The sequence below is a fragment of the Ruegeria sp. BC7 genome, from assembly GCF_056539165.1.
Genome location: NZ_JBQFUL010000006.1, coordinates 51,074 through 66,492, shown reverse-complemented (window position 1 = coordinate 66,492; position 15,419 = coordinate 51,074). Strand labels below are relative to the sequence as shown.

Here is a 15,419-nt window from a genome sequence, read left to right as displayed (position 1 = left end):
GGATCAGGTGCCCGATTTGATCTTGGTCCACAGACGAGTCACGACCCGCTGCGTTTTCGCCGGGTAGGGCGTGGTGATGTAGAGGTTCTGCATCGTCGCATCATCCGGGTAGATCGCCGGATCACCGATCACGTCTTCCTCAAGGAACTCTTGCGAGGCCTTGTTACCGTTGGCGTAATAGACATAGTTCGACGCTGCCGCCATGTTGTTGGCGTCCAGAATGAAGTTCAGGAACTTATGCGCACCTTCGGGGTTCGGCGCATCTGCCGGAATCGCCATCTGGTCGAACCACATCAGCGAGCCTTCGGCGAACGGGTGGTATTCAATCTCGACCCCGTTATCGGCCTCGGCCGCACGGTCACGGGCTTGAAGGATGTCTCCCGACCAACCCACGGCCACGCAGATATCGCCATTCGCCAGCGCGTTGATGTATTCCGAGCTGTGGAACTTCTGAATATGCGGACGCACGCTGGTCAGAATTTCTTCGGTCTTACCAATCACGTCCGTGTCATGGCTGTCAGGGTCCTCGCCGATATATTGTAGAACCATTGGAATGATTTCGGACGGAGCGTCCAGGAAATGTACGCCGCATGTCGCCAGTTTTTCCATGTTCTCAGGCTTCAGCACCAAGTCCATGCTGTTCAGGGAAACATCCTCTCCAAGCACTTCCTTTACCTTGCCCACGTTCAAGCCGATCCCGGTGGTGCCCCACATGTAGTTGATCGAATAGGCGTTGTTCGGATCGTATCCCGCAGTGCGTTCCTGAATGACGTCCCACAGATTGCCCGAATTGGACAGTTGTGAAGCATCCAGTTCCTGAAACGCTCCGGCCTGGATCTGACGCTGAAGGAACGTGCCCGACGGCACGACAACATCGTAGCCCGAGCCACCCGCCAGCATCTTGGTCTCTAGAACCTCGTTGCTGTCGAACACGTCATAGATGAGGGTCAGACCCGTTTCTTCCTCGAACTTGGACAGAAGGTCTTCGTCGATGTAGTCCGACCAGTTGTAAACTCGCACCTCTTCGGCAAAGGCCGCCGAAGTCCCAAGCGCGAGGACCGCTGTCATGGTCAGCGTTTTGATTGACATTTTTTTCTCCCTGCAAGTGTACGGGTATTTTCCCGTTTTTTTGGATTTGATCAAGTTTTGCGTTTTCCCCCGATCCCAAGTATGGTTTCACGAGGTCAGGCACCTGGCAAGTCAACATCATTGGAAACAGGGCAAACCACTTGGATTTGATCAAAAATAAGGCGCTCGGGTCGTCCGCATCCGATCAGAAACGACCCGCTCATGAACAGGTCTACCAGATACTCAGATCCCAGATCATGTATGGCGAACTGGTCCCCGGACAGCCCGTCACAATTCAAGGGCTGACTGATTCGCTCGACGTTGGCATGACCCCCGTGCGAGAGGCGATCCGACGGCTAATATCGGACGGCGCATTGGTGTTTCAGGGCAACCGCAGGGTCAGCGTGCCGCTGCTGACACAGCGCGACGTGGAACAGATGATTTATGCAAGAATATCAATCGAATCAGAGCTTTCCAGACGGGCGGCCACAAACGTTTTACCTGCCGATGTCGACTATCTGGAACATCTTGACCAGCAGTTGGACCAGACAATCGCCGACGGCGATGTCAGCGGGTATCTGCGACTGAACCACCAGTTTCACGAAACCCTGTACGCTCATGCCGATGCACCGATTCTCAACGATCTGGCAGAACGTCTATGGCTCAGATTCGGACCGTCGCTGCGGGTCGTATGCGGTCGATTCGGAACTCAGAGCCTGCCCGACCGTCACAAGGACATCATCGCAGCCCTTCGCAATCAGGACGCTGATCTTGTTATGAAAGCAACCGCGCAAGACATCGAACAGGGCATGGAACTGATGGCAGATGCGTTAGCGAACTCCTAGATTATCGTGATTCGATTGACAGGAAAAAATTTGATCATATTGTGATTCCCAACCGCTCTTGCAGGAGATTCCCTGATGTCGACCATCACCAATCATATGCCGACCGCCGAGTTGCAGGCGCTGGACGCCGCTCATCACATGCACCCGTTTTCAGCCAACGGCGCGCTTGGGAAAGAGGGCGCACGCGTCATCACCCGCGCCAAGGGCGTCTATCTGACCGATAGTGACGGCGAAGAAATTCTGGACGCCATGGCGGGCCTGTGGTGCGTCAACATCGGCTATGGTCGCGACGAACTGGCCGAGGCCGCTGCGCGTCAAATGCGCGAGCTGCCCTATTACAACACCTTCTTCAAAACCACCCACGTGCCCGCCATCGCGCTGGCCAAGAAACTGGCCGAACTTGCGCCCGGCGATCTGAACCATGTCTTCTTTGCCGCTGGCGGGTCCGAGGCCAACGACACCAATATCCGTCTGGTGCGCACCTACTGGGCCGAAAAAGGCCAGCCCGACAAGAACATCATCATCAGTCGCCATAACGCCTATCACGGTTCGTCCGTCGGCTCGGCCTCGTTGGGCGGCATGGCTGGGATGCACGCACAGGGCGGCATTCCGATCCCGAACATCCATCACATCAACCAGCCGAACTGGTGGGCCGAAGGCGGCGACATGTCGCCCGAGGACTTCGGTCTGGCCCGCGCGCGCGAGCTGGAAGAAGCGATCCTGGAACTGGGTGAAAACCGCGTCGCGGCCTTCATCGCGGAACCCGTGCAGGGCGCTGGCGGCGTGATCGTGGCACCTGACACGTACTGGCCCGAAATCCAGCGCATCTGCGACAAATACGATATTCTGCTGATCGCGGATGAGGTGATCTGCGGCTTCGGTCGCACCGGCAACTGGTTCGGCTCGCAAACTGTGGGCATCCGCCCCGATATCATGACAATCGCCAAGGGTCTCAGCTCGGGCTATGCGCCCATCGGTGGGTCAATCGTCAATGACGAGATTGCCGAGGTCATCGGCGGGACCGAGTTCAACCACGGCTACACCTATTCCGGCCACCCGGTCGCGGCCGCAGTCGCGCTAGAGAACCTACGCATCCTCGAAGAAGAAAAGATCGTCGAACATGTCCGCGACGTCGCCGCTCCCTATCTGAAAGAAAAGTGGGAGGCGCTGGTTGATCACCCGCTGGTGGGTGAGGCAAAAATCGTCGGCATGATGGCCTCGATCGCGCTGACCCCGGACAAGGCCAGCCGCGCCAAGTTCGCCTCGGCCCCCGGCACCGTAGGCTATGTTTGCCGAGATCGCTGTTTTGCCAACAACCTGATCATGCGCCACGTCGGTGACCGGATGATCATTTCGCCACCGCTGGTCCTGACCCCGTCAGATATCGACGAAATGTTTGTGCGCATCCACAAATCGCTGGACGAGGCGCAGGCTGACATCATCGAACAGGCGTTGATGAAAGCCGCGTCATAAGCGGCATTTGACCTTGTTTGGAAACTGAAACGGGCGGCTCTTTGGGGCCGCCCTTTTTTAGCGCATGCGTTCCAGCAGTTTCAGGCTGGGATACCCATCGGGCAAAAGCCCCTGTGCCAGTTGATAGGCGCGAACGGCATTGACCGTGTTGGGACCGGTCCGCCCGTCAATGCCCTGCGTGTCGAAACCAGCTTGGGTCAGCCGCGTCTGCAGTTCCTTTTTCTCGGTGAAACTCAGCACGCGATCCCCGCGCGGCCAACCGGCTTGAAACGGGGCGCGACCGGACAGGCGATCTGAAAGATGGCCGATACCAATCACGTAAGCATCTGCGCCGTTATAGGCCTCGATCACGCTGAAATTATCAAAAATCATAAGCGCAACGCCCTGCCCGCCTGCAGGCAGCAGGATCGCGGCCTGCCCATGATCTGTCACCGGGCTGCCATCCATTGCAGTCACACCCTGCGCGGCCCATTCAGATGGCAACAACGTGTAGTCTCGCTTGGCGGTGGAAAAATCGAACGCGTGCGGCAGACGAACTTCAACGCCCCACGGTTGCCCCTTCGTCCAACCATGGCGCGCCAGATAAGACGCGGCAGAGGCCAACGCGTCGGTCGGGTCATCTGACCAGATATCGCGGCGGCCATCTCTGTCAAAATCCACGGCGTGATCCAGGTATGAGGTCGGCATGAACTGCGTATGCCCCATCGCCCCAGCCCAGCTTCCAACCATGTCGTTAGGGCGGACGTCCCCGGCCTCAATGATCTGCAACGCGGCAATCAACTGAGTTTCAAAGAACCACGCCCGACGCGCATCAAACGCAAGCGTCGCCAGAGATCGGATGGTGTGGTCGCTTCCCCGAAAGGACCCGAAGGATGTCTCTAACCCCCAGATCGCGGCCACAACCTCTTTTTCAACGCCATACTGCGCCTCGATCCGGATCAGTGTGTCGCCGTGGCGCTGCAATCCTGCGCGGCCATCGGCAATACGTCGGTCCGAGACAGCGGTGTCCAGATATTCCCAAATTGGTTTTGAAAACTCGGCCTGATTGCGATCCCGTTTGATGACATCCTTGTCATATGTCAGGCCTTCCAGCGAACGGTCCAGGGTCAAACCGGAAATCCCCTGCTCAAGGGCGCGCTCACGAAAGGCACCCAGCCACGCCTGAAATCGCGCGTTTCCTTCGGTAGACACCCGATACTCCTTGGCTGTAGGTCGAATGACCGGTCGGATTGAGACCGTTACATCGGCCGAGGCCAACTGCAAGACCTGCAGTTTATCTGAATTGTCCTGCGATTCCGCCTGCACTATGGATGCCCATAATGCAGCGGTCATGACGCCGCCTATGCATTTACGCATTCCGAATTTCCTGATTACTGCTCAGCCTCAGGATAGCGCAAAACTGCATTTCGACAAAGCGATCATGTAGACACGTCGCAATCTTTCGCCTTCAGCCCCAATCCGGCCAGAGGTTAACTGGACCGAGCCGCACGACCTTGCCGTTCAGATCGGGGAAACCCGTCACCATTGACTTAGGAATACAGGGGCGAGACCTGTCATCTCTGACGGCGCTTGCGTTCGATCTTTCGCTTGATTTTGTCTTTCTTGCGTTTGCTGCTGACAACCTTGCGCCGTGCGCCGCGTTTGGCAGGGCCACGGCCCCGGGGCAGAGCCTGATCGTCGATGGACAACAACTCCAATTCCAACCCGCCAGTCACCGGCGTCGCCTCGGTCAATCGCACGGTAACGCGTTGGCCGATGGCGATGATCAGGCCGGTATCCGATCCCATCAACGTCCCGGCTTCGCGGTCGAAATGAAAAAATTCGCGCCCGAGCGACCGCACCGGCACCAGTCCATCTGCGCCGGTTTCGTCCATCTTTACGAAAGCGCCAAACCGGGCAATGCCGCTGATACGGCCGGTGAACTCATTGCCCACACGCTCGCTCAGATAGGCCGCCAGATAGCGGTCGGTGGTGTCGCGTTCAGCCATCATGGATCGGCGCTCGGTATCCGAGATATGGGTGGCGGTCTCATCAAGCCGCGCGATTTCATCCTCGGTCAGCCCGTCCTGCCCCCAGCCATGCGCCGAGATCAGCGCGCGATGCACGATCAGGTCGGCATAGCGACGAATGGGTGAGGTGAAATGGGCATAGTTCCGCAGCGCCAGTCCGAAATGGCCGAAATTCTCAGGGTTATAGTATGCCTGCGCCATAGACCGCAGGGTCGTCAGATTGATCAGCTCGGCATCCTCAGTCCCCGCAGCCGCATTCAGCAACGCATTCAGGTGACGGGTCTGCAGCACTTGGCCCTTGGCCAGATTCAGCCCGGCAGCCTGCGCGGTTTCCCGCAGGCTCTCCAGCTTTTCGGGCGCGGGTTCTTCATGGACTCGGAACAAAAGCGGGCGGCGTTTGGCGATCAGCGTCTCGGCGGCGGCGACATTGGCGAGGATCATGAACTCTTCGATCAGCTTATGCGCGTCAAGCCGGTCGCGGAACGCCACGCTGGTCACTTCACCGGTATCGCTGAGGACAATCTTGCGTTCGGGCAGGTCCAACTCCAGCGGTTGCCGCACCGCGCGCGCGGACTTCAACGCGGCATAGGCGGCATAGAGCGGTTTCAAGACCGTCTCCAACAGCGGCCCGGTGCGGTCGTTCGGATTGCCTTCGATGGCCTCCTGCACCTCGGCATAGTGCAGCGACGCGGCCGAGCGCATCAGGCCGCGCACAAACCGGTGGCCGATCTTGTTACCCTCGGCGTCGATCTGCATCCGAACGGCGATACAGGCGCGCGGGACACCTTCGTGCAGCGAGCACAAATCGCCCGACAGACGGTCCGGCAGCATCGGCACCACGCGGTCGGGGAAATAGCTGGAATTGCCCCGCTTGCGTGCTTCGCGATCCAGCGCGGTTCCGGGCTGCACATAGGCAGCAACATCGGCGATGGCGACCCAGATCACGTGACCGCCGGGGTTCTTGGGGTCATCATCTGCGTGGGCATAGCACGCGTCATCATGATCCCGCGCATCCGAAGGGTCGATGGTCAAGAGCGGCATATCCCGCAGGTCTTCGCGCCCTTTCAGGCCGACCGGTTTGGCCTTGTCAGCCTCATCAATCACCTTATCGGGGAAGTCATCCGGGATGCCATGCTGGTGGATCGCAATCAGCGATACCGCCTTGGGCGCGGTAGGATCGCCCAGCCGTTCCACAATGCGCGCGCGGGGCAGGCCCATGCGGTTCTTGGGGCCGGCCTGTTCCGCTTCGACCAGTTCGCCATCCTTGGCCCCATGTACCGCGCCATCGGGCACCAGCCACTCGTTTTGGCCTGCCTTGTCGATGGGCACGATCCGTCCGCCCTCGGCCCCTTTGCGGAAGATACCCACGATCTTGCGGGGGTTTGTTCCGATGCGGCGGATCAGGCGGGCCTCGTAATTGTGGTCTTCCTCATGCACCACGGTCAGGCGGGCCAGAATCCGGTCGCCCTCGCCCAATGCCGGGTCGCTGGCGCGGGTGATCAGCAGCACGATGGGTTCGACCCCTTCGCCATGCCATTCCAGCGGGCGGGCGAATAGGTCGCCATCCGCGTTCGGCGCCTTCACTTGCAACACGCTGACCGGCGGCAGACGATCCGGGTCGCCATAGCTGCGCTTGCGCTTTTCCAGATGGCCCTCGGCCTCAAGCTCGCGCAGGATGCGTTTCAGATCGATCCGCGCCGCGCCCTTGATCCCAAAGGCTTTGGCGATATCGCGTTTCGAGGTCAGGGTGGGGTTCGCCGAGATCCAATCAAGGACCTCCTGCTTGGTGGGTATGCGACTCATACATTCGGCGTAACACGGGCGTGCGACGGCGTCATGACTAAAAAAGCGGATCAGCGTTTCAGATCAGCCACCGTGTCCACATCGCTTAGTTGATCCAGCAGAGCAACACGCGCGCCGGGGATCGAGGTCAGCGTGTCCGCCAGCGCATGTTCGGTAGACCAGCGCACATCTTTGAACAGACCACTCGGCAGCGCACCAAATCGCTGAGCGCCTACCAGCCAATAGCCGCCGTCCGGCGCAGGCCCAAAGGCCATCTGAGAAGACCCCAGCGCCCTGAACGCCCGCGCAATATGAGCGCGGGTGATCCCCGGAATATCTGCACCGATCAGGCAGACGGGGCCAACTGGCATCCCACGCAGCATCCGCCCCATCCGGTCGCCCAGATCACCACGCCCCTGCGCGGCGCGCGGCAAGTCCGCAGGCCAGACGCGGCTGGTCAGCCCCTCGCGATCTGGCGAGACCGCCAGCACGATCTGCCAGCGTGGATCGCGCAAGCGCCGGATCAGCGATCGAGTCTGATGCCGGAACCACCATGCAGCCCCGACCATGCTGATATCGCGGCCCAGTCGGGTCTTCACCCGCCCCGGCCGCGGTTCTTTCACCATGATCACAAGGGTGCGCTGCATGTCAGGAGAAATAGTCCCGCAGGATGCGTGTATAGATCGCCTTGAGCTGCTCGATCTGGGCCACCTCGACGCATTCATCCACCTGGTGCATCGTGCGCCCGACCAGTCCGAATTCCACCACCGGGCAGTGATTTTTGACAAACCGCGCGTCCGAGGTGCCACCCGTGGTCGACATCTCTGGTCTCATACCCGTTTCCGCCTCAACCGACTTGGCAACCAGATCAGACAAAGGACCGGGGGGTGTGAGGAAACTTTCGCCCGAAATCTTGATCCGCACGTCGATCTCAACCCCGAACGCGTCCGCCACCGCAGCGGCCTCGGCCCGCAGCCAATCGCTGAGGCTGGCCCCGGAATGCAGATCGTTGAAACGGATATTCACCGCGCCGGTACATTGCGCAGGGATCACGTTGGTCGCCGGATTGCCGGTGTCGATTGTCACCACTGCCAGTGTCGAAGCATCAAAATGGTCCGTGCCCTGATCCAGCTCGTGGCTGGCCAGCCGATCCATCAACCGCGCCATTGCAGGCATCGGGTTCTTGGCCCGATGCGGATAGGCTGCGTGCCCCTGCACCCCGGTCACGGTGAACCAGATGTTCATGGAACCGCGACGGCCGATCTTCATCATCTCGCCCATCGTATTGGGGCAGGTCGGCTCACCCACCAGACAGACCGACATCTTCTCATCCGCGCTGTCCATATAGTCCAGCAACGCGGTCGTCCCGTCCACGGCATCACCTTCTTCGTCGCCCGTAATGGTCAGGATCACCGCCCCGTCCGGAGGCGTTTCGCGCACGAAATCAACCGCGGCCGCAGCAAAGGCCGCAACACCGGACTTCATGTCCGTCGTTCCGCGACCGTACATGACCCCATCTTTGATCTCGGCCCCAAAGGGCGGCATGGTCCATGCGGCCTCATCCCCGACCGGAACAACATCCGTGTGACCATTGAACCCAAAGCTGCGCGAATGCCCTTTTGCGCCCCATCGGGCAAATAGGTTACTGATGCCGCCACGGTCTACCCGAGTGCAGTCAAATCCAGCGTCGGACAGGATTTTCTCAAGCAGTACAAGGGCGCCACCTTCTTCTGGTGTGACCGAAGGGCAACGGATCAGGTCCGCTGTCAATTGTACCGGATCTGTCATTTTCGTCTCTTTCTGACTGTATTTTCGCGGGATCGCGCACAGATTCAACGAATTGAGCAAATTGCCAACCCCTGCAGACACGATTTCAGTGGCTTTTTTGCCAATCCACCAGATTGGCGTTCCAATAAATCATGACTGTTTACCCAAAGACCATCTTGCCGCACCGTTCAAAACTGCGTTACAGGGCGGCGAAACAGGTAAATTGACGATGAAACGTGCCCTTTTCGCTTTGATCTGCCTGACTTTCGCCGTTCTTGCACAGCAAAGCCAGGCCCAGACTCTGTCGGTCGCCACCGTGACCCGCACCCCGTTTTCCTTTGTCGAAGACGGAGCGCAGACCGGTTTTTCAATGGACTTGCTCGCAGCGCTGTCTGAATCCCTGAATTGGGACTACGAGATCAGCCGCACCGAAGCCTTTAGTGACATGCTGGGATCGGTTCAGGACGGGTCTGCGGATCTGGCGATCGCCAATATTTCGATCACGGCCTTGCGTGAAACGCAAATGGACTTCAGCCAGCCGATATTCGAGGCGGGTTTGCAGATCATGGTCCCATCCGACGCGGTGCGCCGCCCCTCGCTGTTACAGGCGCTGTTGTCACCCGAGCTGTTCATCGCCATCGGGCTTGCTTTTGCAATCCTTCTGGGCGGCGGGATGCTTATGTGGGTGTTTGAACGCCGCTCGCAGCCTTATTTCGACCGCAAGCTGGACGAAGCGTGGTTCCCTTCGTTCTGGTGGGCGCTGAACCTGGTGGTCAATGGCGGGTTCGAGGAACGGATGCCGCGCACCCCATTTGGTCGGCTGTTGGGCGTTGTTCTGGTCGTATCTTCGCTGTTTATCGTATCCGTCTTCACAGCGCGGATTACGTCTGTGATGACCGTGGACGCCATCAGCGGCAACGTGAACTCGGTCAACGATCTTTATGGAAAGCAGGTTGGCACGATCACCGGTTCGACCGCGGCCAATTTCTTGAACCGGCGCGAGATCGAGTTTGTCGGCTATGAGGGTCTGGAACCAATGCTGGAGGCGTTCAGAGACGAAGACTTGGACGCCGTTGTGTTTGATGCCCCGATCCTGTCCTATTATGCCTCGCACGAAGGGCGGCGGATCGCGTCAGTAACCGGTGGTGTTTTTCTGCGCGAAAACTATGGAATTGCCTTCCCGACCGGTTCGCCACTGGTCGAGGAGGTCAACCAAGCATTGCTGTCCTTGCGTGAAGACGGCACCTATGACGAGATTTACCGTAAGTGGTTCGGGGTTCGGAACTAAGCTGGTCCCTCATCCCCAAAAAACGGTGTCATCTGCGCGACGACAACCGCGTTCTCGTCCAGCGCGCGCTGCATCAGGGCGCGTTCATCGGGATCAATGTCGTGGCCCTGCGCCTCTCGCTCGGCCAGAGTGCCATAGCCGATCACATCCAGAGGCGCAGTGTCCGCCTGTTTTAGGATCGCCACGGTCTCGCGCACCGCCTCTGCCTCATCCACGCCGCTGGCAAAGCACATCAACGCCGCACCGGTGGCGCCTTCGGGCAAACCGTCACCGTCCTTGCGGCCGATCTGCACGAGCAGGGTGTAAACTTGCTGACGAGAGGGTTTCTTTTGCTTTTCCATGCGGGGCCATAGCCCCATGCACTGTCCCGGTCAAGCGATTGCGCTAGCGTAAGCGCCTCGTCATAGTGGCCCTGCCGTCAGCCAAAAAGGTGCTTCATGACCTATCCAGATTTCATCACCGATTTTCCCAGCCTAGATGTCCCCTTCCCCGAGGATGTCGTGCAGACCGCCGTGATCCGGTCAGATGCCGGGCTGGTGGCGTTTTTCACCTTTCTGAAGGATTTTGAACTGCCCATGCATTCGCATAAGGCCCAGTGGGGAACGGTGATCGAAGGTGAGGTAGAACTGACCATCGGTGATGAAACCAAAACCTACCGCCCCGGCGACAGCTATTCGATCCCCTCGGGCGTTGAACATGGCGGCAAGATCAAGGCTGGATCGCGGGTGATCGACGTGTTCGAGGAACCCGATCGCTATCCGGTGAAGGGCTAACAAAAAAGGCCGCAGCGCGGTGCTGCGGCCCTTGTTCGGTTGGCGCGGGGTTTAGTCGCGCAGCAGCTCGTTGATCCCGGTTTTCGAGCGGGTCTTTTCATCCACCCGCTTCACGATCACCGCGCAGTACAGGCTGACATTGTTCTTGGACGGCATCGAACCCGCGACAACCACCGAATAGGGCGGCACTTCGCCATAGGTGACCTCACCGGTTTCGCGGTCGACGATCTTGGTCGACTTGCCGATAAACACGCCCATGCCCAGAACCGAGCCTTCGCGGACGATACAGCCCTCGACCACCTCAGAGCGCGCACCGATAAAGCAGTTATCCTCGATGATGGTCGGACCCGCCTGCATCGGTTCCAGCACGCCGCCGATGCCGACGCCGCCGGACAGGTGGACGTTCTTGCCGATCTGAGCGCAAGAGCCGACGGTGGCCCAGGTATCAACCATGGTGCCCTCATCCACATAAGCGCCCAGGTTCACGAAAGACGGCATCAGCACCACGCCCGGCGCGATATAGGCCGACTTGCGGACCACGCAGTTCGGAACGGCACGGAACCCGGCCGAGCGCCACTGGTTTTCACCCCAACCGGTGAACTTGCTGTCCACCTTGTCCCACCAGCCACCGGCCTGTGGGCCGCCGTCCTGAATTTCCATATCCTTGATACGGAAGCCCAGCAAAACCGCTTTCTTGGCCCACTGGTTCACATGCCAGTCGCCGCTCTCCAGCTTTTCCGCCACGCGCAATGCGCCGCTGTCCAGCGCGTTCAGCGTATCCTCGATCGCCTCGCGCTGCTCGCCGGTGGTGGCGGGGGTAATTGTGTCGCGCGCGTCCCAGGCGGCTTCGATGGCGGCTTCGAGTTGAGCGTTGGACATGGGGGGCTCCCTGCAGAATCTGTTCACGTTGGTCTTGCCTATACGCAAGCAATGGACTGGCCGCAATGCGACGCAGAAGGCGCAGTTTGCGTCCGATTGCGCCGGTTTCAGCCGCCCAAAGGGTCAGGAGAGATATTGCCGCCGCAGATAAGCACCGCCACGCGCTCATGCGGCTCGGGTTGGTATGCGCCCGACAGCAACGCGGCCAAAGCTGTTGCGCCCGCCGGTTCGACCAGAATGCGATGGGCGCGCCACAGCACTTGCTGCGCTTTGGCAATGGCCTCATCTGACACCAGAACCGATGTCATGCCCTGTGCCAGTCCGAAACAGATCGACCCGATCCGCCGCGCGCCCAGCGCATTGGCCGCAATCCCCGAGACGGTGACATCCACAGGTTCCCCCGTCCTCAACGCGGCGTTCAGCGCACAGGATGTCTCGGGCTCGACCGCCACAACCTTACGCGCCCCTTGCAGCCATGCCAGCGCGCCCGCGATCAGACCGCCGCCGCCAACTGCGATCAGAACAGTGTCAGCCTGCAACCCCTGCGCGTCCCATTCGGCGAAACAGGTGCCCTGACCAGCCACCGTCGCTGGCGCGTCATAGGCGTGTATCTGCATCGCGCCGGTCGCGTCCTCATGCGCCTGTGCCGCCGTCAACGCATTGGCGTATTCGCCCGACACCACGCTCAAATCTGCGCCCGTTTGCCGGATCAAAGCGATCTTGGACGGGCCGGCCAGTTCGGGCACGAAAATCTTGGCCTGATGACCCAGCGCCCGTGCCGCATAAGCCGCGGCAGCGCCATGATTGCCACCTGACGCCGCCACGACACCAGCCTCAGGGACATCCATGCTGAGCAGCGTGTTGAACGCCCCGCGCGCCTTGAAACTGCCGGTGTGCTGCATATGCTCCAGCTTCATCTCAACCGGATAATCCAGCCCCAGCGCACGGCTTTCCATCACGGGCGTCACCTGCGCATACCCGGCGATCCGGTCGGCGGCTGCTGAAATTTTGCTCTTCCAATTCATTCTTGTTCTTCCGTGACTGGCACTCTGACCGCGAACCCTATAGCTGTTTTGGAAACACGCAAGCAGGGAAGCTTCACGCATGAGAGAAGACCGCCACAATCCGTTCCGCGACGCGCAGACCGACCGCTCGACCGCGAGCGAGGTGCCGGACACGCCGCAGACCCGCTCGCCCGCTTATCGCCTTGCCTTTGCCGATGACGAGTTCCTGTGCCGGGACGAGCTGCGCCCGGTGCGCCTGCAACTGGAACTGCTCAAGCCCGAGATGATCATGTCCGAGCGTGAGATCACCTCGACCATCGTCATGTTCGGCGGTGCGCGCATCCCGGAACCGTCGCAGAAACACACCGCCCGGACCGAAACGCTGGCCGGTCTGTCGCAATACTACGACGAGGCACGTGAGTTTGCCCGGCTGATGACCGAGAAATCGAACCTGACAGGCTGCCGCGAGAACGTGATCGTCACCGGCGGCGGCCCCGGCGTGATGGAGGCCGGAAATCGCGGCGCTTTGGATGCGGGTGGCTGTTCCATCGGGCTGAACATCGTGCTGCCGCATGAACAGGCACCGAATGAATTCGTGACGCCCGAACTCAGCTTCAACTTCCACTATTTCGCCATCCGCAAGATGCACTTTCTGATGCGCGCCCGCGCCATCACCATCTTCCCCGGCGGCTTTGGCACCCTGGATGAGCTGTTCGAGTCGCTGACCCTGATCCAAACCGGCCGGATGGACCGCGTGCCTTTCCTGCTGTTTGGTCGCGCGTTCTGGGAAAAGGTGATCAACTGGGAGGCGCTGGCAGATGCGGGCACCATCTCGGACGAAGATCTGGACCTGTTCCGCTTTGTCGACACCGCGCAAGAGGCGGTCGACATCATAGAGAACTGGGAACCCGCCCCGCCTCGCGACGACATTCCGGGGCGCTGAGCCATGGCCCCCAAACCCGGAGAGATGCTGCACCTGCGCGGCAATACCCTGAACGCCGGTGATCCTGTGGCGCTGCCCCTGACACAAAGCAGCATGTACCACCTGCCCGGTGCGCCGGACGGTTTGGCAACCTATGGCCGCGTCGACAACCCCACATGGGTGCATCTGGAACATGTACTGGCCCATCTGGAAGACGCACCCTGTTTGGCTTTTCCCTCGGGCATGGCCGCGATCTCGGCTGCTTTCTTTGCCACCATCAAGGCCGGGTCGCGCATTCTGATCCCGTCCGATGGGTATTATGTCACCCGCGTTCTGGCGGATCGCTTCCTGTCGGGTCTGGGAATATCGGTCACAGAACGCCCCACGACCACCTTTACCGAGGGCGGGTTTGACGGGTTCGACGTGGTCTTTGTCGAAAGCCCCTCGAACCCCGGCCTCGACATGATGGACCTGCCCGCGATTGCCCAAGCCGTGCGCGCGGGCGGAGGGATCACGATTGCCGACAACACCACCATGACACCGCTGGGCCAGCGCCCGCTTGATCTGGGGGTGGATGTGGTTGTCGCGTCAGACACCAAGGCGATGGGCGGGCATTCCGACCTGCTGATGGGCCATGTCTCCAGCCGCAACGCGCAGATCATGGAGCGGGTCGAGGAATGGCGGCGCGTGTCCGGCGCGATCCCCGGCCCGCATGAGGCATGGCTGCTGCATCGAGGGCTGGAAACGCTGGATGTGCGGTTCGATCGGATGTGCGCCTCGGCGCAAGTGCTGGCTGAACGGCTGGCAGATCACCCGGCGGTGAAGGCCATTCGTTACCCCGGCCTACCCTCTGATCCCGCGCACATGCTGGCCAAGGCTCAGACCGCGCGGTTCGGGTTCCTGCTGTCAATCACGCTGGAAAGCGAAGACAAGGCCGAAACCTTCATCACCTCTTGCCCGATGCTGCGGCCTGCGACCTCGTTCGGCGGTGTCCACAGCTCGGCCGAGCGCCGCGCGCGCTGGGGCGATGATGTGGACCCGGCCTTCATTCGCCTCTCAGTCGGCTGCGAACCGGTCGAGGAGCTGTGGCAGGCCATCAACAGCAGCCTGAATGCACTGTGATTACTTCTTCTTTGGCTCGCGCAGCTCGGTGAACACATAGATCGGCAGCACGATGCTGGCGATCAGCGCCCCCAGCCAGACCAGCAGGGTCGCAGCCAACAGGTTCGAGATGCCGCCCACGGTCAGGCCATTGGTAATCAGGTCGGTCAGCAGCAGGCCAACGAATGTCACGATCAACGCGATACCACCTTTGATCGCGGGGGCGCGCTTCTCTCCCAGCTTCAGGATCAGCGGTTCGGCAATCCACTGAACCAGCGTGAAGACGATCACCACAACGATGAACGAGATCGGCTGGATCGCAAATTCGGGCAGCAAAATCGCGGCAAGCAACAACCCGATGGCGTTACCGACCAACAGGGCCAGAATGGACTTGAGTCTGCGCGTCATTGAGGTCTCCGTCAGCAATCAATTAGAAACATGAAGATATTAGCAGGATTAAGAGATTTAGCGAGGCGTTTCAAAAGCCCCTTCCTTTTGGCCTATTGAA

General features: G+C 60.0%; 15 protein-coding genes. 6 read left to right on the top strand and 9 right to left on the bottom strand.

Features of this window, described 5'->3' with window-relative positions:
• Positions 1 to 3 precede the first annotated feature (3 nt).
• Entirely contained in the window at positions 4 to 1,089 is a 1,086-nt protein-coding gene (locus ACR0KS_RS15135) for a polyamine ABC transporter substrate-binding protein (RefSeq protein WP_170388814.1), read from the bottom strand.
• A 140-nt stretch (positions 1,090 to 1,229) separates the two neighbouring features.
• Between ACR0KS_RS15135 and ACR0KS_RS15130 the strand changes: the two genes are divergently transcribed.
• Together ACR0KS_RS15130 and ACR0KS_RS15125 are read left to right on the top strand one after the other, a co-directional pair.
• Positions 1,230 to 1,913, top strand: coding sequence for a GntR family transcriptional regulator (locus ACR0KS_RS15130; protein WP_170567278.1), 684 nt, complete (start codon positions 1,230 to 1,232; stop codon positions 1,911 to 1,913).
• Positions 1,914 to 1,988: 75 nt separating this feature from the next.
• Positions 1,989 to 3,386: an aspartate aminotransferase family protein gene (locus ACR0KS_RS15125; protein WP_170567280.1), complete on the top strand. Its 1,398-nt coding sequence runs from the start codon at positions 1,989 to 1,991 to the stop codon at positions 3,384 to 3,386.
• A gap of 57 nt (positions 3,387 to 3,443) precedes the next feature.
• Here the strand turns inward: ACR0KS_RS15125 and ACR0KS_RS15120 are convergent, their stop codons facing one another.
• From ACR0KS_RS15120 to dapE, 4 genes are all read right to left on the bottom strand, one after another.
• Positions 3,444 to 4,742, bottom strand: coding sequence for a lytic murein transglycosylase (locus tag ACR0KS_RS15120; protein ID WP_170567282.1), 1,299 nt, complete (start codon positions 4,740 to 4,742; stop codon positions 3,444 to 3,446).
• Between the two features lie 197 nt (positions 4,743 to 4,939).
• Positions 4,940 to 7,198 (bottom strand): ribonuclease R, encoded by a 2,259-nt coding sequence (gene rnr / locus ACR0KS_RS15115; protein WP_170567291.1) that lies wholly within the window; start codon positions 7,196 to 7,198, stop codon positions 4,940 to 4,942.
• Positions 7,199 to 7,248: 50 nt separating this feature from the next.
• Complete coding sequence (locus ACR0KS_RS15110; protein ID WP_170567293.1) at positions 7,249 to 7,824, bottom strand: TIGR04282 family arsenosugar biosynthesis glycosyltransferase; 576 nt, start codon at positions 7,822 to 7,824, stop codon at positions 7,249 to 7,251.
• A gap of 1 nt (position 7,825) precedes the next feature.
• Positions 7,826 to 8,965 carry a succinyl-diaminopimelate desuccinylase gene (gene dapE / locus ACR0KS_RS15105; protein ID WP_170567302.1) on the bottom strand — a complete coding sequence of 380 codons (1,140 nt, stop codon included), beginning with the start codon at positions 8,963 to 8,965 and terminating at the stop codon, positions 7,826 to 7,828.
• Positions 8,966 to 9,173: 208 nt separating this feature from the next.
• Between dapE and ACR0KS_RS15100 the strand changes: the two genes are divergently transcribed.
• Positions 9,174 to 10,232 carry a transporter substrate-binding domain-containing protein gene (locus ACR0KS_RS15100; RefSeq protein WP_170567304.1) on the top strand — a complete coding sequence of 353 codons (1,059 nt, stop codon included), beginning with the start codon at positions 9,174 to 9,176 and terminating at the stop codon, positions 10,230 to 10,232.
• Here ACR0KS_RS15100 and ACR0KS_RS15095 read toward each other — a convergent pair.
• Positions 10,229 to 10,573, bottom strand: coding sequence for a hypothetical protein (locus ACR0KS_RS15095; protein ID WP_170567404.1), 345 nt, complete (start codon positions 10,571 to 10,573; stop codon positions 10,229 to 10,231). The genes ACR0KS_RS15100 and ACR0KS_RS15095 overlap by 4 nt on opposite strands.
• Positions 10,574 to 10,669: 96 nt before the next feature.
• On the opposite strand from ACR0KS_RS15095, the gene ACR0KS_RS15090 reads away from it, so the two are divergent.
• Positions 10,670 to 11,005 (top strand): cupin domain-containing protein, encoded by a 336-nt coding sequence (locus tag ACR0KS_RS15090; protein WP_170388823.1) that lies wholly within the window; start codon positions 10,670 to 10,672, stop codon positions 11,003 to 11,005.
• Positions 11,006 to 11,056: 51 nt separating this feature from the next.
• Here the strand turns inward: ACR0KS_RS15090 and dapD are convergent, their stop codons facing one another.
• Positions 11,057 to 11,884 carry a 2,3,4,5-tetrahydropyridine-2,6-dicarboxylate N-succinyltransferase gene (gene dapD, locus ACR0KS_RS15085; RefSeq protein ID WP_170415773.1) on the bottom strand — a complete coding sequence of 276 codons (828 nt, stop codon included), beginning with the start codon at positions 11,882 to 11,884 and terminating at the stop codon, positions 11,057 to 11,059.
• Positions 11,885 to 11,991: 107 nt separating this feature from the next.
• Entirely contained in the window at positions 11,992 to 12,909 is a 918-nt protein-coding gene (locus ACR0KS_RS15080; protein WP_170567306.1) for a threonine/serine dehydratase, read from the bottom strand.
• A gap of 79 nt (positions 12,910 to 12,988) precedes the next feature.
• On the opposite strand from ACR0KS_RS15080, the gene ACR0KS_RS15075 reads away from it, so the two are divergent.
• Positions 12,989 to 13,831 carry an LOG family protein gene (locus ACR0KS_RS15075; RefSeq protein WP_170388826.1) on the top strand — a complete coding sequence of 281 codons (843 nt, stop codon included), beginning with the start codon at positions 12,989 to 12,991 and terminating at the stop codon, positions 13,829 to 13,831.
• Between the two features lie 3 nt (positions 13,832 to 13,834).
• Positions 13,835 to 14,932 carry a cystathionine gamma-lyase gene (locus ACR0KS_RS15070; protein WP_170567308.1) on the top strand — a complete coding sequence of 366 codons (1,098 nt, stop codon included), beginning with the start codon at positions 13,835 to 13,837 and terminating at the stop codon, positions 14,930 to 14,932.
• Here ACR0KS_RS15070 and ACR0KS_RS15065 read toward each other — a convergent pair whose 3' ends face one another.
• Positions 14,933 to 15,319, bottom strand: a complete 387-nt coding sequence (locus tag ACR0KS_RS15065; RefSeq protein WP_170567310.1) for a hypothetical protein — start codon at positions 15,317 to 15,319, stop codon at positions 14,933 to 14,935. It lies immediately after the preceding gene.
• Between the last annotated feature and the right edge of the window lie 100 nt (positions 15,320 to 15,419).

Coding starts and splice junctions, on each gene's coding strand:
- ACR0KS_RS15070 (WP_170567308.1), top strand. CDS start 13,835: ATGGCCCCCAAACCCGGAGAGATGCTGCACCTGCGCGGCAATACCCTG.
- ACR0KS_RS15135 (WP_170388814.1), bottom strand. CDS start 1,089: ATGTCAATCAAAACGCTGACCATGACAGCGGTCCTCGCGCTTGGGACT.
- dapE (WP_170567302.1), bottom strand. CDS start 8,965: ATGACAGATCCGGTACAATTGACAGCGGACCTGATCCGTTGCCCTTCG.
- ACR0KS_RS15065 (WP_170567310.1), bottom strand. CDS start 15,319: ATGACGCGCAGACTCAAGTCCATTCTGGCCCTGTTGGTCGGTAACGCC.
- ACR0KS_RS15125 (WP_170567280.1), top strand. CDS start 1,989: ATGTCGACCATCACCAATCATATGCCGACCGCCGAGTTGCAGGCGCTG.
- ACR0KS_RS15095 (WP_170567404.1), bottom strand. CDS start 10,573: ATGGAAAAGCAAAAGAAACCCTCTCGTCAGCAAGTTTACACCCTGCTC.
- ACR0KS_RS15110 (WP_170567293.1), bottom strand. CDS start 7,824: ATGCAGCGCACCCTTGTGATCATGGTGAAAGAACCGCGGCCGGGGCGG.
- ACR0KS_RS15100 (WP_170567304.1), top strand. CDS start 9,174: ATGAAACGTGCCCTTTTCGCTTTGATCTGCCTGACTTTCGCCGTTCTT.
- ACR0KS_RS15120 (WP_170567282.1), bottom strand. CDS start 4,742: ATGCGTAAATGCATAGGCGGCGTCATGACCGCTGCATTATGGGCATCC.
- dapD (WP_170415773.1), bottom strand. CDS start 11,884: ATGTCCAACGCTCAACTCGAAGCCGCCATCGAAGCCGCCTGGGACGCG.
- ACR0KS_RS15090 (WP_170388823.1), top strand. CDS start 10,670: ATGACCTATCCAGATTTCATCACCGATTTTCCCAGCCTAGATGTCCCC.
- ACR0KS_RS15075 (WP_170388826.1), top strand. CDS start 12,989: ATGAGAGAAGACCGCCACAATCCGTTCCGCGACGCGCAGACCGACCGC.
- rnr (WP_170567291.1), bottom strand. CDS start 7,198: ATGAGTCGCATACCCACCAAGCAGGAGGTCCTTGATTGGATCTCGGCG.
- ACR0KS_RS15080 (WP_170567306.1), bottom strand. CDS start 12,909: ATGAATTGGAAGAGCAAAATTTCAGCAGCCGCCGACCGGATCGCCGGG.